Genomic DNA, 19,032 nt, shown 5'->3' on the forward strand with positions numbered 1-19,032 from the left:
GCGGCGGCGGGCGGCGCGGTTGCGGCGGGGGGTGGAGCGTCCGGGCGGAGCGGGGCGCCGTTGGTCTCGGGAACGAAGCCCCACGCGCCCGCGGCCAGCACCCCGGCCGCGGCGAGGAAGGCCGGTGCGCGCCGCCAGGGCGCGCGCGGAGTGCCGCGGTGCGTCATCTCGCCCCTCAATGCGTCACGATGTCGTTCGCCACGGCGGGGTCGGCCACCGGGGGCCGCGCGCCGCTGGTGGGGCCGCCGCCGGGCAGCTCTTCCTGCCAGTGCTCCAGCATCAGCTGCTGGAGGCGGAAGCTGGACCGGGTGTTCTCCTCCACGTCGATGGCCAGCTCGAAGAAGGCCGCCAGCGACCAGAGCGCGGCGGCCCCCACCAGGCTGGCGAGCAGCACGTACACCTGCTCCATGCGGCCGACGTGCGCGTCGCCGATGATGGAGAAGAAGACCAGCGCCCCGATGAGCACGGTGATCACGCCCAGGAAGCGCAGCAGCCCCACCAGGAAGCGCAGGTTGCCGTACCGCTTCTCCACCCCGGCAAGCCGGCGCGGGGTGCGGCGCTCCTTGAGCAGGTTGCCGCACTTGGGGCAGCGGTCGAGCGTGGGGTCGTCCACCACCGTGCCGCAGTGCGTGCACTGCACGGGCGTGGAGAATAGATGCAGGGACATGGCCTGTGCGCCGTGGTTTGAGCGGTGCGCGGAGCCCCGGCGAGGGGGCGCGCGGATGTTTCCGCGGGGTTGCCGGAAACCACCGTCAAGCGCAACGGGCGTGCCACGCGAGGGGAACTGCGCCGCGTCCGGCGGGCGCGCGGGGCACCCGCCGGCGTGGGCGTCGCGCGGCTCAGGCCAGGGACAGCTGGGAAGGGGCGGAGGCGCGGGTGCGGCGGCGGGCCGGCTTGGGCGCCGGGGCCTGCACCGCGGCCACCAGGCGGCGCATGGCCAGCAGGCGCAGCGACCGCTCGGTGTGGATGGCGACCGCGTGGAAGCGGCGGCAGCCGCGGCATTCCAGGTCGTAGCCCACCGCGTCCAGCGGCAGCGAGCGCTCCAGGCGCGTGCCCGGGGCCGCCTCCAGCGCCGCGGCACAGCCCGGGCACGTGGGCAGCTTACCTGCTTCGACCTGCGCGGCGATGGCGCGGGCGTCGCGGTCTGCGAAGGCGCGCCAGGTGTTCACGCGGCGCGCGGTGTTGGGAGTGGAGGTTCGAGGCATTCCGTCAGGTCCGTGGTAGGGGTTGCGACTCCGCGGATCGGAAGGGCGCGAGCGCCGCGTCCGCGGGGACTGACTGGGAACAGGTGTTGGGCAAGGAGGATGCCATAGACGGCCCGCCGCATACCACGGACACGCCCGCCTGCTTGCTTTCATCTAATCTGTACGAACGTTCGCCAACCACCAAGAGCTTCGGGGATTATTCGCATTCCGCCGCTGGGTTGCATCTCCGCCTCGCGCGTCGCCGATGGCCGGCGCCACGCCTCACCTCGGTCGCCGCCGGCGCGATTCGGGGCGGACGACGAGGCGCCGATGCTCGTTTCCGCGTCGGAAAGACGGGGAAGATGCGGCGGTGATCTTCTCGATGGACGGTAGATGCAGGTCGGGCGGAGTGTGACGGAGATGCGGATCGGCAGGCGTGATCGGGAGATGCGATCGGGCGATCGGGTGAGGTTCGCGGCCAGTCCTCGGCTGCACGGCCGATGGGAGGCGGTGTGGCTGTCGCGGATCGGCAGCGCATCGGCTGATGCGTGCGGGACATGGGATCGAGCTGTCATCGATCGCGCATCTTTGCCCATCTGCGGATGCGGGGACATCTTTCTCGGGGGGAGGCCGCGCATCGGCCGTGGACCGCCGTGCATCTCCCGAAGCGTATTGCGCTGGGGCGGCGGGGGTACGGCGATTGCGCGCCGGCCGCCGTGCATCTCCCGTGACCCCGAACGCCAGAGCCGAATGCCCAACCGCCTCGCCGCCGAGACCAGCCCGTACCTGCTGCAGCACAAGGACAACCCGGTGGATTGGTATCCCTGGGGCCCCGAGGCGCTGGAGCGGTCGCGAACCGAGGACCGGCCCATCCTGCTGTCGGTGGGCTACTCGGCCTGCCACTGGTGCCACGTGATGGAGCACGAGTCGTTCGAGAACGAGCAGACGGCGCGGCTGATGAACGAGCTGTACGTGTGTATCAAGGTGGACCGCGAGGAGCGGCCCGACATCGACAGCATCTACATGACCGCCGTGCAGCAGATGACGGGGCACGGCGGCTGGCCGATGACGGTGTTCCTCACGCCTGAAGGCGTGCCCTTCTACGGCGGCACGTACTACCCGCCGGAGCCGCGGCACGGGATGCCCTCGTTCCGCCAGGTGCTGGCGGGCATCGCCGAGGCGTACCGCGAGCGGCGGGCGGACGTGGACCGCAGCGCCGAGGAGCTGCGCGGCGCCCTTCGCGAGAGCGCGGCCCTGCGCCCGCAGCCCGCGGCGGTGGACGCGACCGTGCTGGAGCGCGCGCACGCCGGGCTGGCGTCGCGGTACGACGGGCGCAACGGCGGCTTCGGCGGCGCGCCCAAGTTCCCGCAGCCCATGATGATCGAGTTCCTGCTGCGTCACTGGAAACGCACTGGCGCCTCCGAGCCGCGGCTGATGAGCGAGCAGACGCTGCGGCGCATGGCGGCGGGCGGCATGTACGACCAGGTGGGCGGCGGCTTCCACCGCTACAGCGTGGACGCGAAGTGGCTGGTGCCGCACTTCGAGAAGATGCTGTACGACAACGCGTTGCTGGCCCGCGCGTACCTGCACGCGCACCAGGCCACCGGCGCCCCCGAGCACCGCCGCGTCGCGGAAGAGGTGCTGCGCTACGTGCTCCGCGAGATGACGTCGCCCGAGGGCGGCTTCTACTCCGCCCAGGACGCGGACAGCGAGGGCGAGGAAGGCCTGTTCTACGTCTGGACGCCGGACGAGGTGGACGCGCTGCTGGGTGACGAGGACGGCCCGCTCTTCCGCACCTACTACGACGTCTCCGCGGAGGGCAACTTCGAAGGCCGCAACATCCTGCACGTCGAGCGCCCGGTGCGCGACGTGGCGCGGGACGCCGGGGTGACGGAGGAGCGCCTGTCCGCCGCGCTGGAGCGGGGGCGCGGCGTGTTGTACGAGGCGCGGGCGAAGCGCGTGTGGCCGGGGCTGGACGACAAGGTGCTCACGGCCTGGAACGCGATGATGCTGCACACCTTCGCGGAAGCGGCGCGCATCCTGGGCTCCGCCGAGTACCGCGACGCGGCGGTGGCGAACGCGGAGTTCCTGCTGCGCGAGCTCCGCGCCGACGGCCGCCTGCTGCGCACGTACAAGGACGGGCGCGCGAAGATCGGCGCGTTCCTGGAAGACCACGCGCTACTCGCGGACGCATTGCTCGCGCTGTACGAGACCACGTTCGACCCGCGCTGGGTGGCCGAGGCGCGCGCCCTCGCCGACGCGATGCTGGACGGGTTCTGGGAAGAGGACGAAGGCGCCTTCTACGACACCGCCCGCGACGCCGAGACGCTGGTCGTGCGCCCGCGCGACATCTTCGACAACGCTACGCCTTCGGGGAACTCCGTCGCCGTGGGCGCGCTCCTGCGCCTCGCCGCGCTCACGGGCGAGGAGCGCTACTCACGCGTGGCGGCGCGCGTGATCGAGCAGATGGCGGAGCTGGCCGCGCGCATGCCCTCCGGCTTCGGGCACCTGCTCTGCGCCATCGACTTCCACCTCGCGACCCCGCAGGAAGTCGCCATCGTCGGCGCGCCGGGAGATGCGGACACCGACGCGCTCCTGGCGGTCCTCCGCCGCGCCTACCTCCCCAACACCGTCGTCGCCCTCGCCCTGCCGAACGCGCCCGAAGACATCATCTCGGCAATCCCCCTCCTCGCCGACCGCCCGCAGCTGGACGGCCGCGCGACCGCCTACGTCTGCGAGCGCTTCGCCTGCCAGGCGCCGGTCACCGACCCCGCCGCGCTTTCCCAACAGCTCGGCCTCACACCCGCGGCCTGACCCGCGCGCGATGGCGGCATCGGCCACCGCCGTCCCTTGCGCCCCCACGTCGCCCAGCGGCACTTTCCCGCGCCGACGCACGTTCCTGTCGGACACCGCGCCGCCGACCACTGACGCACCCAGCCCCTGCCAAGGTCGCGCGCACGTCCAACGCGCGCCGGCCAGGCTCCCCTCCCCCAGGCAGTTTTGGGGGAGGGGCTGGGGGTGGGGGCCCACCGCCGCCACCCATCCACCACACCGCATGCCCGACTTCACCTACTTCGGCGGCATCGACTTCTCCGGCGCGAAGGAGCCCCTCTCCAACCTGTGGAGCGCGGTGGGCACCGAGCGCAACGGCAAGCTGCACGTGCTCGCGCTCTGCCCGCACCCGTTCCGCGCGGACCTGACGGCGTGCGTGGCCGGCGGATGGCGCAAGAGCGTGAGCGCGGCCGAGGGCGACCGCATCCTCTGGGGCGCCGACTTTCCCTTCGGCCTCCCCGCCGATGCAAGCCAGCGCATCGCCGGCGAGCGGCGGCCGTCGTGGGCGGGCACCGCAGCCTGGGTCGCCGACCGCCCAGCCGACGAGGTGCGCGAGCTGTTTCCGGAGATGCACAAGCGCATGCGCGCCACCGACGCGAACGGCGCCCTCGCCCCGCTGGACATGCGCCTCTACCGCCAGACGGTCGAAGGCATCCGCTGCCTGCACGAGCTTCGCGACACGGCGGACGTCTCCATCCTCCCCGTCGCGCCGGACGCGTCCGCATCCACCGTGCTGCTGGAGGTCTACCCGTCCGGCACGGTTCGCGACCTGGGGATCAAGGGCAGCAAGGTGCCGTCGCGCCCGGGCGAGGTGCGCGCCCGCCCCGCCGCGCTGCGCCCGTACGCGACCTTCGACCATCCCTCGCTCGAAGTGATCGCCGTCACGCTCGAGGACGCGCGCGACGCTGTGCTCGCCTGCCTCACCGCCTTCCTCTGCCGCGGCGACCTGGATCAGCCCGCCCGCGTCTCCAACCGCCCCGCGGAGCTCGTGGAGCTGGAAGGCTGGATCTACCGCGCGCCCGACGCTCTCGGCTCGGCAAGCGCGTAGCTCGCGGTAGATGCATAACGGCCCAATGACCGCACGATGCGCGAAGCATCGCCGATTTCACGCAACCACTCGATGGGAACCAGCGCCGGGAAGGAGATAAGCCCATGTCGACGACTCAGCTCCGCTGGCACATCGATGCGCCGCCCGCAGCCGTCTACGCCGCGCTGATCGATCCCGACGCGGTCGCCAGGTGGATGGTGCCCGATGACATGACCAGCCGCGTGCACCATTTCGACGCTCGCGAAAGCGGCCTCTTCCGCATCTCGCTCACCTATCGTGCACCGGACGCCGCAGGCAAGAGCGGCGCGCACACCGACACCTATCACGGGCGCTTCGTGCGGCTCGTGCCCGGCGAGCTGGTGATCGAGACGGTGGAGTTTGAGACCGCCGACCCCGCCATGCGCGGCGAGATGACCGTCTCGTTCGCCCTCTCGCCCGCGGACGGCGGGACGGACCTGCTGGCGCTCCACTCCAACGTCCCGCCCGGCATTGACCCCGCCGACAACGAAACCGGCTGGCGCATGTCCCTGGCAAACCTGGCTCGCCTCTTGGATGGCGCCGGCCGAAGAGAGGAGCGGCACTGATTGCAACAGGTGCCGCGGAGCCGAACGCCCCCGAGCTGGCTGGACGATCTGAGAACGACCTACGGTTCGTCCCGAGGGATTCCGGAACACACCATGGTAATGATGGAATGTCCGGGTTCCACGGCGGGCACGGCAGTCATCGCCTCTACCCGGAAGTCGTCCACCACGCCCACCGGAGAGTTCCCCTCAGCCCGGCTGAGACAGCCAGAGACCGTGAGTTCGACGACGTAGTCCTGAGCTGTGCTGTTGTGAGCGTAGTCCAGGGTCGACATCGCCGCGGACCAGAAATAACGCCGACGTGCCATGAGTACTCCTTTACGTCAGGATTGAACGTCGTCGGCCACCAGCCAGAGGCACGTACCGCCGCGCCCATCCGTCTTCGTGGTGTCGTCGTCGTACGTCTCGGTGCTGATGCCGGCGATGGTGCCGCCGGTGCCCACGTGCTGCTTGAGCTGCCAGCCGCGCGGAAGCGGCTCCTGGTCGCTGTTCACGTTGTAGGCGCCCCAGTAGTGGCTGAACTTCAGCTTCAGGTACGTCTGCGCGGCCGTGAGCCCGGGTGTGTCGCCCACGTACAGGCCCGGCACGTAACCGGAAGATGCCACCGCGTCGTACCACTCGTTGCAGTACGCGATCACGTCCGCCGAAGCGGAGCTCGAGCTCACGCACTCCAGGTCGCACCACACGTTGACGCCCGGTGGGAAGCCGAGCTGCTTGGTGAACTTGGCCGCGTTCGATCCGTACTGCGCCCCCAGGTCGGCCGTGGGGCTCCAGCCGGGGTTCAGCACGTGCTGCACGACCATCAGCGCCAGCCCGGCGCCCAGGATGTCCTTCGCCTCCTGCGTGGTCAGGTCGCGCCCCGCGGCCATCTGCGTGCGTCCCACGTAGCGCACGCAGAACCGGTAGCCCTTCGCCCGGAACGCCTCCGCCGCAGAGGCGCTCAGCGGCGTATCCACGTCGAACCCCTTCAGCCCCGGCGGGGCGGCCTGCACGCTCCCCGGCAGGCTTGCGGCTGCTGCACCGGCATCATCGCTCATCGATCTCCGAGGGTGGATGGCGTCTGACGAGTCTCTGGCCGCATCCTAGCCCACAGCTGCGAGACGATCAAGACTGACGTGAATTGCTCGGACAGACGGGAGATGTGGATCAGACGATGGCGCGGCGGGCGAGGGCCATCACATCGTCGAGCATGGCCTCGGTGAGGCGGCCGGTGAAGGTGTTCTGCTGGCTGGGATGGTACGAGCCGATGAGCGTGAGCCCCGGTTCCACGCGCGCCGTGGCCCCGTGCCCGAACTTCGGCAACGGCGTGGGGATGGCGTAGCCGGCGTCGCGCAGGACGCGGATCGCCTGTTCCCACGCGAAGCCGCCCAGGCAGAGCACCGCGCGCAGCTCCGTCAGCAGCGCCAGCTCGCGGCGGATGAAGGCGAAGCACGCATCGCGCTCGCCGGGGAGCGGCTTGTTGTCCGGCGGCGCGCACTTCACCGCGCTGGTGACGTATGCGCCGGTCAGCGCCAGCCCGTCGTCGCGGTGGGCGGACGTGGGCTGGTTCGCGAATCCCGCGCGGTGCAGCGCCGCGAACAGCCAGTCGCCCGAGCGGTCGCCGGTGAACATGCGGCCGGTGCGGTTGGCGCCGTGCGCGGCGGGCGCCAGACCCAGCACCAGCAGCCGCGCCGCGGGATCGCCGAAGCCCGGCACCGGCCGCGCCCAGTAGTCCCATTCGCGGAACGCGCGCTTCTTCTCCACACCCACGCGCTCGCGCCACTCCACGAGACGCGGGCACAGGCGGCACTCCGCCACCTCCGCGTTCACCACCTTCAGCATCGTCCCCCCGGTTCGGAAAAACAGCGCACCCTCCCGCGCTTGGCGGAAGGGTGCGGACGTGTTGCGGACCTGCCGCCGCTCAGGGCCGCTTGCGCGACGGCGGCGGGGTGCGCGCGGGCTCGGGCGACCGCGACGGCTCCGCGCGCGGCGACTCGGGAGCGCGCTGGGGCTCGGCTCGCGGCTCCTCGCGGCGCTCCACGCGCGGCTCTTCACGGCGGGTCTCCACCCGCGGCTCCTCACGGCGGGGCTCCTCGCGGCGCGGCTCTTCGCGGCGAGGCTCCGGCGTGCGGGCGGGCTCCTGGCTGCGCGTCTCCTCCCAGCCACGGCGGCGCGGCGAATCGTCCGCCGGCTGGGCGCGGCGGGGCTCGTCGCGGGGGGCGGGCGGGGCATCCGCCGGCTCCGCGCGGCGGATGTCGATTGGGCGGCGGCGCGGTGCGTCGGCACGCACGTCGCCATCGTCCCCACGCGTCACGGCGCCGGGGAGCACGCGGCCCGTGCCCGGGTCCTGCGGGTCGCCCGTTGCCGGCTGCGGCCGGACGCGGGTGGGCACCACCGCGTTCGTGGAGTCGTCGGTGTGCGGGGCGCGCGGACGGCGCGGAACCGTGGGCCCCTCGCCGGTGCCGCCATGGTTGTAGCAGGCGGACTGGAGCCGCGACAGGCGCGTGGTGCGCACCGAGCCGTCACCGCAGCGCACGTCCACGAACGGGTCCTGCCCCACGTAGCCGTACGCGCCATCGTAGTTCCCGTATCCCCCGTATCCGCCATACCCGTCATAACCGTAGCCGCTTCCGTAGGCGTACCCGCCGTCCAGCAGCGACGGCCGCACCTCCAGCAGGTCGGTGGCCCAGTCGTCGTCGCCCTGCGGCGGCAGCAGCGCGTCCAGGATCTCCCGCACCTGCGCACGGGGGTTGGTGGACACCAGCGCCGTCCCGTAGCCCAGCGATCGCTGCGACATGCCGGCCGACCAGCGGATGTCGTTCAGGCTCATCCGGTTGCGGGAGGCGACGGCGAGCAGGTACGTGCCGTAGCGCCGCGCCTGGCCCACCCGGCCGAACCGGTCGCCCGAGGATGTGAGATCAACGCGGTTCTGGCCCGCGCGCAGGTACGCGGCCTCGCTGCGGTAGCGCGGGTAGAGCAGCTGCACGCCCCCGCCTGGCACCACCTCGAACACGGCCACGAAGGCATCGTCGTTCGTCTCCAGCCGGAAAGCCGAGCCCGCCGCCTCGCCGATGCGCACGTACAGCGGCCCCGTGCCGCGGTGCGAGCCGCTGGGGGCGGGGGTGGGGTCGCCGTAACCATAGCCGCCGCCGGCGCACGCGGCCAGCGGCGCCAGGAGCAATGCTAAGGCGGCAAGACTTCGCTTCATGGGGACCTCTGTTGCGGCGGGTTGGCGGAGCGGCACGTCTCGTCATCCGCACGGGGCAAGGAGCACGCCCGGCGTACGGGAAATCGCAACGCATTTCGCATCTATCACTTACACCGGGATGCCGCCGGGGTTTCGGCCGCGTGCGTCGCCGGGCAGTGACAGGCGGCGTCTCACCCGGCGGACATCTTCCGCCAGCCCTCGCGGGCGAGGACGGCCCAGCCCGCCATGAACGCCAGCCCTCCCAGCGGCGTGATCGCCCCCAGCACGCCGATGCCGCTCAGCGCGAGCGCGTATAGGCTGCCGGAGAAGAGCACGGTGCCCGCGACGAAGAGCCACCCGGCCAGCCGCAGCCCGCCCGTCTCCCCCCGCGCGCCGGCGAGTGCGACGGCGAGCAGGGCCAGCGCGTGGTACATCTGGTAGCGCGCGCCCGTCTCGAAGGCGGAGAGCAGCTCGGGGGCGAGGCGGCCGCGCAGCGCATGGGCCCCGAAAGCCCCGGCGGCCACCGCAAGCAGCGCGAACACGCAGCCCAGCACCCAGAAGCGTCGCATCAATCGTTCGTCCATCGGAGTTGGGAATCTCATCGTCGGACAACAAGAATGCCGGGGAGGTGCGGGCACCGCCAGGGAACGCCGCCGTTCATCCATCGTCCTGAATGGAAGCGCCACCTCGTCTCTCGACGCGCCGGTCCATCCGCCGAGCCTCGGCCCGGCACACGATCCTCTCCGCGCATCGCGCCGTGCGCCGGAACGGATGGAGGGCGGGGCGCCGGAGGATGCGAATCTGCGGACCTAAACCGCTGCACAGCAGGTACTTGAGATGCGGGGAACGCGACTTGCTAAGGCGGGAGACGGATTTTCCCCAGCGCGACACCTCATCGACTCAGACCGGACCCATGGACCAGACCCAGCCGCCCCGCGCGTCGTTCCGGAAGGCGCACCCCGGCTTCTTCTGGGGAATCACCACGCTGGTGCTGCTCTTCCTGGCTGGCGCGGCGGCAGTCGCCTCGCGCGTGCCCGAGTACCGCGAAGACGCGGCGGAGCTGAGCGCGCGCATGACGGCGCAGGAGCGCGCCACCCGCGACCGCGTGCTCAACTCGCGGGCGCGGCGCTCGGACCTGGCCATCGCGCTGCTCCAGCGGGAGCTGCGCATCAAGCAGCTGTCGCAGAAGGGCCTGCACCTGGCGCTCGACACCAAGGACTCCACGCTGTACCTGCGCAACGGGCACGCGACGCTGCGGCAGGTGCGGGTCGCCATCGGGCCGGACAGCACGGTGCAGGGGCCCAACGGGCAGACGTGGCGGATGGTGACCGCGCTGGGCGAGCGCAGGCTGACCGAGAAGCAGACGGACCCGGTGTACACCGTGCCGGAGTGGGTGTACGCCAGCAAGGGACGGCCGGTGCCGCCGGAGAGCGAGCGGCGCATCTCCGGCGCGCTGGGCGCGTACGTGCTGCGGCTGGACGACGGCACGGAGATCTACAGCGAGCCCAGCTCCGGCCCGTTCGCGGGGACGGTGAAGCCGGCCTCGTTCATGGTCAAGGGCCACGACCTGGCCGCCATCTTCGACGCGATCAAGACCGACACGCCGGTCTACATCTACTAGCAGCAGGAGGTGCCGATGGACGACACGAACGACAAGCGCAGGCGGGAAGGCACGCCGGAGCGCCGCAACTACGCCCCGCCGGGCCGCCTGCGCCGCATCTTCCACGACCACCGGGGCGCCACGCTGGCCATGATCTTCCTGGCGGTGGCGGCGGTGTCGCTCTTCGCGGCCACGTCGGCGTGGGCGGTCAACGAGCGCTTCAAGCGCGACGTGACCCAGATCGCCTACACGCACGACGCCCAGTCGCTGCAGTTCCTGGAGCAGCAGGAGGCGAAGAGCGTGGCCGAGATGCAGGGCCGCGTGCAGACGGCCGAGCAGAAGGCCAAGGCCATGGAGCCCAGCAACCGCGCCTACCTCGTCGTGTCCATCGCCGAGCGGCGCGTGCTGTACCTCAAGGGCCGCGACACGCTCTTCCGCGCCCCGGTGGCCGTGGGCTCGGGCGAGACGATGGTGCTGGACGGGCAGACCAAGCGCTTCCAGACGCCGCGCGGCCGCATGAGCATCACGCACAAGGAGAAGGACCCGGTGTGGGTGCCGCCCAACTGGCACTACGTGCAGATCGCGCGCAAGAACCACATGGGCATCATCGACATGAGCGACGCGCCGCCCAACGCGCTGGCCGGCTACCCCGAGGGCCAGGTGCCCATCAGCCACGGCGCCGTCATCATCCCGCCGTGGGGCAGTCCGCAGCGCCGCTACAAGGGCACGCTGGGCGCCGCGAAGCTGGAGATGGAGGACGGCTACTACTTCCACGGCACGGACAACGAGAACTCCGTGGGAAGCGCCGCCAGCCATGGCTGCCTGCGTATGCGCAAGGAAGACATCCTGTGGATGTACGACCACGTTCCCGTGGGCACGCAGGTCTACATCTACTGACACTGTCGGTAGATGGGGGAGGGTAGGCTGGACGAAGGGAGGAGGCCAAGCGGCTTCCTCCCTCCTTTTCGCGTTGCTTGGGATGTGTCGTGGGCCGGGGGTGCCCCCTCCCCCGGCCCCTCCCCCGCAAGCGGGAGAGGGGAGAACTACTTGCGGTGGTGACAGTTACGCGCGTTGATCGACGTGATCGGGTACGGTTGGACGGCTCGATCGCGAATCGGAGATTCGGCATAGATCGGCGTAGAAGCCAAACCCGCCGTCGAGCGGCGCTCCTCCACCGGTCGTGGACGAGCGGCAGCTCTTCCCCACGCTCCTCCGCCGCCCGATAGCGATTCCGCCGGTTGAGCCTGGGCCTTCGCCTCCGTATGTTGTGCGGCGGGCGGGGATTCGGGCGGGTGCGCCGACGCCGCCCGATCCGCCCGTCCTTCCTCCCCGCCCACCACGCAGCCGATTGAGCCACGCATTCCGACCGTCGCGCGCTGGCGCACGCGGCTTCCCCGGCAGGCCGCGTCAACGTCACGCCCTGCTGTCCGGCGGCGCGTGGCGGACGGCATTGCTCGCGTCGGTGCTGCTCGTCGTGGGCTGCGCGCGCGAGGCTCCGCGGAAGCCGGGGGCGGCGCCACTGCCGTGGGGCGGCGATGCGGAGGGCGGCGCGCCGTTCGTGGAGGCCGACCCGGCGGATCCCGCCAGGGTGCGCGGGTTCGACGTGGAGATCGCGGGGATGATCGCGCACGGGCTGGGGCGCGAGCCGAAATTCGTGCAGGTGGCCTGGTCGTCCATCGAGGCGTCGGTGGAGCGGGGCGACTTCGACCTGGGGATGTCTGGGATGGAGGACCGGCCGGAGCTGCGGGCCCGCCACTCGGTCAGCATCCCGTACTTCGAGTTCCGCGAGGTGCTGGCGGTGCGCCCGGCGGACCGGGGCCGCTTCCGCCGCCTGTCCGACCTGGCGGGAAGGCGCGTGGCGACGCTGGGCGCGACGACGGCGTACCAGATGCTGCTGGACGAACAGGCGCGCTCCGGCCTGGTCCCCGTCTCGTACGACGACGACGTGCACCCGTACGCCGACCTCGTGGCGGGCCGCGTGGACGCCGTGCTGCTGGACAACATCATCGCCGACCGTTCGCTGCGGCGCACGGGCGGCTTCGTCATCCAGCCCCAGCCCGCCGCCGTGGGCCACTACGTCGCCGTTTTCGCCCGGTCGCGCGTCGCGCTGCGCGACTCCGCGAACGCCATCCTGCGCGCCCGCATGCGCGACGGCTCGCTGGAGAAGACCTTCCGCGCCTGGGGCGTGTGGGACGAGACGCAGGCGCGCTACTTCCAGCACGCGCTGGCGGAGGCGCCGCGGGGCCAGGGCGGCGCCGCGGCAGAGGGGGCGCGGCCGGGCCTGGCGGCATACCTGCCGGCGCTGCTCCGGGCCGCGGGCATCACGCTGCTGCTGTCGTGCCTGGCGATGGCGATGGCCGTGGCCGTGGGCATCGCGGTGGCCGCGGGGCGGGTATACGGGCCGCCGTTCGTCCGCGCCGCGCTCGCCGTGTACGTGGAGGTGATGCGCGGCACGCCGGTGCTGCTCCAGCTCTTCGTCATCTACTACGGCCTCTCCTCGGTGGTCCGCCTGCCGGCGATGGCGGCGGCGATCCTGGGTCTGGGCCTCAACTACGCCGCCTACGAATCCGAGATCTACCGCGCCGCACTGGAAGCCATCCCCCGCGCGCAGCTCGAAGCGGGGCGTACGCTCGGCCTCTCCGAGGGCCAGATCCTGCGGCTGATCCGCGGCCCGCAGGCGCTGCGGCTGGCTCTGGCCCCGATGACCAACGACTTCGTGGCGCTGCTCAAGGACTCGTCGCTCGTGTCGGTGATCACCGTGGTGGAGCTGACCAAGCAGACCGCCATCTACGCCACCAACGTGGGGAGCTGGGTGGTGCCGGGGCTGCTCTGCGCGCTCGTGTACCTGGCCATGTCGCTGCCGCTCTCGCGCTTCGCGCGCGGGCTGGAGCGGCGCTGGAGCTGGACGTGAGCGGCGAGCTGCGGGTGCGCGCGCTGGAGGTGGCGCACGGCGCGAAGCAGGTGCTGCGCGGCGTGAACGTGACCGTCGCGCCGGGCCAGATCTGCGCGCTGATGGGGCTTTCCGGCGCGGGGAAGTCCACGGTCCTGCGGTCGGTCGCGGCGCTGCAGCCGTTCAGCGCCGGGAGCATAGACGTGGGCGGGTTCACGCTCCGCCCCGGCCCCGTTCCGCGCGAGTCGCGGCTGCGCGGGCTGCGCAGCAAGGTGGGGATGGTGTTCCAGGCGCACGCGCTGTTCGAGCACCTCACGGCGCTGGAGAACGTGATGCTCGCGCCCGTGCACGCCCTGGGCTGGACGCGCGAGCGCGCGAGGGCGGCCGCCCTGGCGCTGCTGGAGGAGCTGGGCGTGGCGCATCGTGCCGGCGCCCATCCGCGCGAGCTGTCCGGCGGCGAGGCGCAGCGCGTCGCCATCGCCCGCGCGCTCGCGCCGGACCCCACGCTGCTGCTGATGGACGAGCCCACCTCCGCGCTCGACCCGGCACGGCGCGGAGCGCTCGGCGAGACGCTGGGCGGCCTGGCGCGGCAGGGGCGCGGGCTGCTCATCTCCACGCACGACGTGGATTTCGCGCGCGCCCACGCCACCCGCGTCGCCGTGCTCTCCGGCGGCGGGCTCGTGGAGGAAGGCCCCGCCGCCGACGTCCTCGACCACCCCCGGCATCCCGAGACCCGAGACCTCCTCCGCGGTCCCGGAGCCAGCCCGCGCTGACACGACGCGGCGGCGAGCCAGTCCGAACGTCGCGCAATGCTTCGGCAGCAGCGGGCGCAGGCGGGCTAGCGCCGTCGTAGCCGGCGGGTTCAGCCGCCGGGGGATGCGGCGGCCGTGTCGCCTCCCGCCCGACTATGCCGCGGCTCTGCATCGGCCGTGCATCACGATCCATCCCCTTCGGCCGATCGGTCCGCATCCGCTTCGCCGAGGTGAAGATGCGTTCGCCGCGAGCCGCCGGGCCGCGGCTTTCGGCGCATCCCCCGGCCGTGCTAGGTTGCGTGGATATCAACCCGAACCCGGAGATTGTCTTCGTGCGGAGAACCTCCAAGCTGGCGGCCCTCGTCTTCGTCGCCGCCGTTTCCACTCCCTGCGCCGCGCATGCGCAGGCCGGCGCATCGCAGCCCGCGTCTGCGTCTGCCGCGAGCGACACGTCCACGCGGCTGGTGCGGCCGGTGCCGGTCACGCACGCGTACCAGGCCGCGCTGGCGGCGGGCACGCGCACGGCCACGGGCCAGCCCGGCGGCGCGTACTGGCAGCAGCGCGTGAGCTACCGGATCGACGCGGAGCTGGACCCGGCCACGGCGCTGCTGCGCGGCCGCGAGCGCGTGGTCTACCACAACCGCTCGCCGCGCGCGCTGCCGTTCATCGCCCTGAACCTGTACCAGAACATCTTCACGCCCGGCGTGCCGCGGAACCGCACCGTACCCGTGTTCAATGGCGGCGTCACGCTGGAGAGCGTCGCGGTGGGCGGCGCCGCCCTGGCGGATCGCAGCGGCGAGGCGGCGACGAACCCGGTGAGCCCCGGCTACGTGGTGAGGGGCACGCTCGCGCGCCTCAACCTGCCGCACCCGCTGGCGTCCGGCGACAGCCTGGTGCTGGACGTGGCCTGGCATCACACCGTGCCGCCGAAGGGCGCTTTCCGCACCGGGTGGGAGGACGCGCTGGGCGGCCGGGTGCTCCAGGTGGCGCAGTGGTACCCGCAGATCGCCACGTACGACGACGTGCGCGGCTGGGACGAGACTCCGTACCTGGGCGACGGCGAGTTCTTCCTGGAGTACGGCGACTTCGACGTGTCGCTCACTCTGCCCGCGGGCTGGCTGGTGGGCGGGACGGGCACGCTCCGGAACCCCGAGCAGGTGCTCACCGCTGCCGAGCGCACCCGCCTGGCCTCTGCCGCGCGCTCCGACAGCGCGCTCGCCATCGTCACCGAGGCCGACCTGCGCAACCACGCCGCCACCGCGGCCGGCACGGGCGGGCGGCTCACGTGGCGCTTCTCGGCCAGCGACGTGCGCGACTTCGGCTTCTGCGCGTCGGACAGGTACCTGTGGGACGCGGGCCGCGTCGCCATCCCCACCGACGGCGGCGGCACGCGCGACGTGATGGTGCACTCGCTCTACCGGCCAGGCGCGCCTGGATGGGAGCGCGGCGCGAAGTACGGGCAGCACGCCATCGGCTTCCTCAGCCGGCGCATCATGCCGTACATCTACCCGCAGGTCACGGTGAGCGAGGGACCCATCTTCGGGATGGAGTACCCGATGCTCGTCTTCATCGCCCGTCCCGAGGCCGCGGCGGACCTGCAGAGCGTGATCGCGCACGAGGTGGGGCACCAGTGGTTCCCCATGATGGTGGGCAGCGACGAGGCCTCGTTCGCGTGGATGGACGAGGGCATCAACTCGTGGGACGAAGACGAGATGCGCGCCGACTTCTTCCCCGGCACCGACCCGTGGGCCGAGACGCGCACGACGTACCTCCGCGTTGCCGGCAAGGACAACGAGGTCCCGCTCATGCGCCACACCGACCTGGTCTCCCCGTACGGCGCGCGGACGGTAGCGGCGTACACCAAGCCCGCGGTGGTCATGCGCTCGCTGCGCGCGGTGGTGGGCACCGACGCGTTCAACCGCGCCATGACCACCTACGCGCGCGAGTGGCGCCTGAAGCACCCGTACCCGTGGGACTTCTTCCACACGGTCGAGCGGGTGAGCGGGCAGAAGCTGGACTGGTTCTTCTACCCGTGGTGGTTCGAGACGGGCACCCTGGACCAGGCCATCGCGAGCGTGCGGCCGGTCGATGGCGGAGTGGAGGTCACCGTCCGCGACTTCGGCCAGATCGCGATGCCCACGACCGTCGTCGTCACGGGCGACAACGGCGCGACCACCGAGGCGGAGATCCCGGTGAGCGCCTGGCTCGGCGGCCACACGCGCACCGTCACGGTCACCGTCCCGGCCATGGGCCGCGCCACCCGCGTGGAGCTGGACCCGCGCCAGCTCTTCCCGGACGTGGACCGCGCCAACAACGTCTGGCCCTTCGCCCCGGCTCCGCCGAATCGGTAGATGCGGTAGATGCAGGGCGACGTGATAGGACGAAGGGGAGACGGCACGCGCCGCCTCCCCTTCGTCGTTGATGCGTCCGATGATGCGACACCCGTTCGCCGATTCATCACCGCACGAAACGCCCAGTCATCCGACACCATCGACCCTCCCCCAGGCAGTTTTGGGGGAGGGTCGACGAGCCTAAGCGAGGCGGGGAGGGGGCCCTTCTCTCCGCAAGGCGAACCTCACGATTCCCGGCGCGGAAGACTCCGCCACGGGCACGAACCTGCACCGTTCCATCACGCGGATGGAAGCCGCCAGGTCCGGCAGCGTCTCGCCGATCACGGTGTGCACCGACGGGTCGGCGAACGCCCTGCCGATCATCGCCCGGACGGCCTCGGTCGCGTAGCCTCTGCCCTGCGCAGCGGCGACCAGCCCGTAGCCGAGCTCGACCGCACCGTCGCGCGGTTCCGTGTTGAAGCCGCTGATGCCCACCAGCCGCCGCCCGCCCTCTGCGGCGCGCTCGACGATGTAGTACATCGGCCACGGCGGCGAGCCGCCCTTCGCCTCGGCCGCGGCGAGGGCGTGCTCGGTGTTCTCGCGCTCGTACAGCTCCGGCGGCCACTCAGCCGGCACATGTGCGTCAAGCAGCTCCGCGAACCGCGCTCGGTCGTCCAGCTCCGCGCGCAGGATCTCCGCCGTGGCGGGCACTAGCTCCAGCCGCGCGGTCACGAGCGTGCCGCCGGCCGATGACGGACCGGAAGATGGGGATTCGGTAGATGGGGAAAGGTCGTCGCGCGAGTGCGCGTCGTTCCGGGTCTTGGTCAAGGGATGCCGTCCTGGTCGTGCCGGGGGAAGCTCCGCCCGGCGTGCCGAGCTTGCCCGCCGCGGAAGTGCGGCGGGCGCGTGCGAGCACGCCCGGCGCGCGGCGGCTGGCCCGGCGGGGAGGAGACGACCAGGAACTCGCCGGACGGGTGCCCGGCTTCGGTGCGGCTCCGCCGTCAGGCCGCGCGGCGCGCGGGCAGGACGGCGGAGGTGACGGCGTGACGCAGAGGCGCCTCAGTCTGGAGAAGCCCCGACGCGCCGATCACGCGGCGGGGTGCCGAAAGATGGCGTCGAGAGGCCAGCCGTCAAGGACGACGCCGATCGGCGCGAGGATGCACGGCCGTCCATCTCCCGGCCGCGCGTCCGGCGAACCGCGTGGATGCGGCCCGCGAGCGGAAACGCATGGCGCTGAGAAGCTTGCGGCGGGCGCGGACCTTGCTTGCGGAGTGGCGAGCCGGTATCGTCCCGGCGCTCGCACGAAGCCGATCACGCCATCTCCCGAAAGCCCGAATGCAGACCCAGCGCTCACGCCTGGCCGCCCTGGCCGCGGCCCTCGCCCTGCTCGCCGCGTGCGGCGGAGACAACGGCGCCAAGAAGACGGCCGACGCCGCGAAACCCGCCGCGGGAGCGCCCGCCGACAGCGCGGCAGCCACGGCGAACGGCGCCCAGCCCGCCGCCACGCCCGGCGGCGACGCCAGCCAGGTGCTCGGCAAGATGCCGGCGCAGGTGCGCGGCATCTACCTCAACGCGTACTCGCTGGGGCCACGGCTGAAGAACCAGCTTCGCATCGCAGACGAGACGGAGATCAACACCTTCGTGATCGACGTGAAGGACGAGCGCGGTTTGCACTACAGGAGCCAGCTCGGACTCCAGATGCAGCTGGCGGATCCGAAGGAGATCACCATCCGCGACCTGAAGACGCTGGCCGATACGCTGCACAACCACAAGATCTTCCTCGTAGCCCGCATCGTGGTCTTCAAGGACCCGGTGCTCAGCAAGGCGAAGCCGGACTGGTCCATCCGCGCGCCGGGCGGCGGGCTGTGGCACGACAAGAAGGGCAACACCTGGGTGAGCGCCTGGGACCACGACGTGTGGAACTACAATATCCAGATCGCCGAAGAGGTGGCGCGCGCCGGCTTCGACATGATCCAGTTCGACTACGTGCGCTTCCCGGAGCCGTACAAGAGCCTGCCCGCGCAGATCCACCCGCACGCGCAGGGCGACCGCACCGACGCCATAGCCGCCTTCCTCAACCTCGCCAAGCAGCGCCTGCACCCGCTGGGCGTGCCCGTGGCGGCGGACGTGTTCGGCCTCACGCCCAACGACCCGGGCGACGTGGGCATCGGCCAGCAGTGGGAGACCATCTCCTCCACGGCCGACGTGATCGAGCCGATGATGTACCCGTCGCACTACCTGCCCACGCACCTTCCGGGCGTGCCGCACCCCAACCGCATGCCGTACGAGACGCTGTTCAAGTCCGAGGGCATGGCGGTGCTGCGCACGCAGGCCATGAAGCAGGCCGGCATCCCCACCGCCCGGAACATCCCGTGGCTGCAGGCGTTCAGCGCGCCGTGGGTCGACAAGAACTACACCTACGGGCCGCAGCAGCTGCGCGACCAGGTGCGCGGCGTGTACGACACCGGCCTGGACGACTGGGTCCTGTGGAGCCCCGGCAGCAAGTACGACCCGTTCGTTCCCGGCCTGGAGCGGCAGACCGCCTCGCATGCGCGCTCCGGCTACGCGGCGCCGAACGACGTGAAGAGCACCATCGCCATCTTCGAGCGCCAGGGCGTGGCCGAGGCCCGCCGCAAGGCCGCCGACCAG

General features: G+C 71.8%; 16 protein-coding genes. 9 read left to right on the forward strand and 7 right to left on the reverse strand.

Features of this window, described 5'->3' with window-relative positions:
• Nucleotides 1–175: 175 nt before the first annotated feature.
• Nucleotides 176–667 (reverse strand): hypothetical protein, encoded by a 492-nt coding sequence (locus tag VFE05_11835; protein ID HET6230752.1) that lies wholly within the window; start codon nucleotides 665–667, stop codon nucleotides 176–178.
• 172 nt (nucleotides 668–839) lie between these two features.
• Nucleotides 840–1,205 (reverse strand): hypothetical protein, encoded by a 366-nt coding sequence (locus VFE05_11840; GenBank protein HET6230753.1) that lies wholly within the window; start codon nucleotides 1,203–1,205, stop codon nucleotides 840–842.
• Nucleotides 1,206–1,934: 729 nt separating this feature from the next.
• Between VFE05_11840 and VFE05_11845 the strand changes: the two genes are divergently transcribed.
• The 3 genes from VFE05_11845 (at nucleotide 1,935) to VFE05_11855 (ending at nucleotide 5,648) form a co-directional block, all read left to right on the forward strand.
• The gene (locus VFE05_11845) at nucleotides 1,935–3,998 is read left to right on the forward strand and encodes a thioredoxin domain-containing protein (GenBank protein HET6230754.1); all 2,064 of its coding nucleotides are present in this window, start codon (nucleotides 1,935–1,937) and stop codon (nucleotides 3,996–3,998) included.
• A 241-nt stretch (nucleotides 3,999–4,239) separates the two neighbouring features.
• Nucleotides 4,240–5,064, forward strand: a complete 825-nt coding sequence (locus VFE05_11850) for a hypothetical protein (GenBank protein ID HET6230755.1) — start codon at nucleotides 4,240–4,242, stop codon at nucleotides 5,062–5,064.
• A 104-nt stretch (nucleotides 5,065–5,168) separates the two neighbouring features.
• Nucleotides 5,169–5,648: an SRPBCC family protein gene (locus tag VFE05_11855; protein ID HET6230756.1), complete on the forward strand. Its 480-nt coding sequence runs from the start codon at nucleotides 5,169–5,171 to the stop codon at nucleotides 5,646–5,648.
• Between the two features lie 320 nt (nucleotides 5,649–5,968).
• Here VFE05_11855 and VFE05_11860 read toward each other — a convergent pair whose 3' ends face one another.
• From VFE05_11860 to VFE05_11875, 4 genes are all read right to left on the reverse strand, one after another.
• Complete coding sequence (locus VFE05_11860) at nucleotides 5,969–6,682, reverse strand: DUF1906 domain-containing protein (protein ID HET6230757.1); 714 nt, start codon at nucleotides 6,680–6,682, stop codon at nucleotides 5,969–5,971.
• A 109-nt stretch (nucleotides 6,683–6,791) separates the two neighbouring features.
• Nucleotides 6,792–7,466, reverse strand: a complete 675-nt coding sequence (locus VFE05_11865) for a uracil-DNA glycosylase (GenBank protein ID HET6230758.1) — start codon at nucleotides 7,464–7,466, stop codon at nucleotides 6,792–6,794.
• A 79-nt stretch (nucleotides 7,467–7,545) separates the two neighbouring features.
• Nucleotides 7,546–8,832, reverse strand: coding sequence for a hypothetical protein (locus tag VFE05_11870; GenBank protein ID HET6230759.1), 1,287 nt, complete (start codon nucleotides 8,830–8,832; stop codon nucleotides 7,546–7,548).
• A gap of 170 nt (nucleotides 8,833–9,002) precedes the next feature.
• On the reverse strand, nucleotides 9,003–9,380 hold the full coding sequence (locus tag VFE05_11875; protein ID HET6230760.1) for a DUF423 domain-containing protein: 378 nt from the start codon (nucleotides 9,378–9,380) through the stop codon (nucleotides 9,003–9,005).
• 344 nt (nucleotides 9,381–9,724) lie between these two features.
• Between VFE05_11875 and VFE05_11880 the strand changes: the two genes are divergently transcribed.
• From VFE05_11880 to VFE05_11900, 5 genes are all read left to right on the forward strand, one after another.
• Complete coding sequence (locus tag VFE05_11880; GenBank protein ID HET6230761.1) at nucleotides 9,725–10,432, forward strand: L,D-transpeptidase; 708 nt, start codon at nucleotides 9,725–9,727, stop codon at nucleotides 10,430–10,432.
• Nucleotides 10,433–10,447: 15 nt separating this feature from the next.
• Nucleotides 10,448–11,308, forward strand: coding sequence for a L,D-transpeptidase (locus VFE05_11885; GenBank protein ID HET6230762.1), 861 nt, complete (start codon nucleotides 10,448–10,450; stop codon nucleotides 11,306–11,308).
• 451 nt (nucleotides 11,309–11,759) lie between these two features.
• Nucleotides 11,760–13,322 carry an ABC transporter substrate-binding protein/permease gene (locus tag VFE05_11890; GenBank protein HET6230763.1) on the forward strand — a complete coding sequence of 521 codons (1,563 nt, stop codon included), beginning with the start codon at nucleotides 11,760–11,762 and terminating at the stop codon, nucleotides 13,320–13,322.
• The gene (locus VFE05_11895) at nucleotides 13,319–14,074 is read left to right on the forward strand and encodes an ATP-binding cassette domain-containing protein (GenBank protein HET6230764.1); all 756 of its coding nucleotides are present in this window, start codon (nucleotides 13,319–13,321) and stop codon (nucleotides 14,072–14,074) included. The genes VFE05_11890 and VFE05_11895 overlap by 4 nt, the downstream gene beginning before the upstream one ends.
• Before the next feature lie 311 nt (nucleotides 14,075–14,385).
• Nucleotides 14,386–16,404, forward strand: a complete 2,019-nt coding sequence (locus tag VFE05_11900; protein HET6230765.1) for a M1 family metallopeptidase — start codon at nucleotides 14,386–14,388, stop codon at nucleotides 16,402–16,404.
• Nucleotides 16,405–16,584: 180 nt separating this feature from the next.
• Here VFE05_11900 and VFE05_11905 read toward each other — a convergent pair whose 3' ends face one another.
• Nucleotides 16,585–17,211, reverse strand: coding sequence for a GNAT family N-acetyltransferase (locus VFE05_11905; GenBank protein ID HET6230766.1), 627 nt, complete (start codon nucleotides 17,209–17,211; stop codon nucleotides 16,585–16,587).
• Between the two features lie 507 nt (nucleotides 17,212–17,718).
• Between VFE05_11905 and VFE05_11910 the strand changes: the two genes are divergently transcribed.
• The coding region (locus tag VFE05_11910) for a putative glycoside hydrolase (protein HET6230767.1) at nucleotides 17,719–19,032 on the forward strand (1,314 nt) is incomplete at its 3' end.

The sequence above is a fragment of the Longimicrobiaceae bacterium genome, from assembly GCA_035696245.1.
Classification (GTDB): Bacteria; Gemmatimonadota; Gemmatimonadetes; order Longimicrobiales; family Longimicrobiaceae; genus DASRQW01.

Excerpts from the sequence above, each read along its gene's own strand:
- VFE05_11840 (HET6230753.1), bottom strand. The coding sequence starts at position 1,205 with ATGCCTCGAACCTCCACTCCCAACACCGCGCGCCGCGTGAACACCTGG.
- VFE05_11845 (HET6230754.1), top strand. The coding sequence starts at position 1,935 with ATGCCCAACCGCCTCGCCGCCGAGACCAGCCCGTACCTGCTGCAGCAC.
- VFE05_11870 (HET6230759.1), bottom strand. The coding sequence starts at position 8,832 with ATGAAGCGAAGTCTTGCCGCCTTAGCATTGCTCCTGGCGCCGCTGGCC.
- VFE05_11860 (HET6230757.1), bottom strand. The coding sequence starts at position 6,682 with ATGAGCGATGATGCCGGTGCAGCAGCCGCAAGCCTGCCGGGGAGCGTG.
- VFE05_11855 (HET6230756.1), top strand. The coding sequence starts at position 5,169 with ATGTCGACGACTCAGCTCCGCTGGCACATCGATGCGCCGCCCGCAGCC.
- VFE05_11835 (HET6230752.1), bottom strand. The coding sequence starts at position 667 with ATGTCCCTGCATCTATTCTCCACGCCCGTGCAGTGCACGCACTGCGGC.
- VFE05_11875 (HET6230760.1), bottom strand. The coding sequence starts at position 9,380 with ATGCGACGCTTCTGGGTGCTGGGCTGCGTGTTCGCGCTGCTTGCGGTG.
- VFE05_11885 (HET6230762.1), top strand. The coding sequence starts at position 10,448 with ATGGACGACACGAACGACAAGCGCAGGCGGGAAGGCACGCCGGAGCGC.
- VFE05_11880 (HET6230761.1), top strand. The coding sequence starts at position 9,725 with ATGGACCAGACCCAGCCGCCCCGCGCGTCGTTCCGGAAGGCGCACCCC.
- VFE05_11850 (HET6230755.1), top strand. The coding sequence starts at position 4,240 with ATGCCCGACTTCACCTACTTCGGCGGCATCGACTTCTCCGGCGCGAAG.
- VFE05_11865 (HET6230758.1), bottom strand. The coding sequence starts at position 7,466 with ATGCTGAAGGTGGTGAACGCGGAGGTGGCGGAGTGCCGCCTGTGCCCG.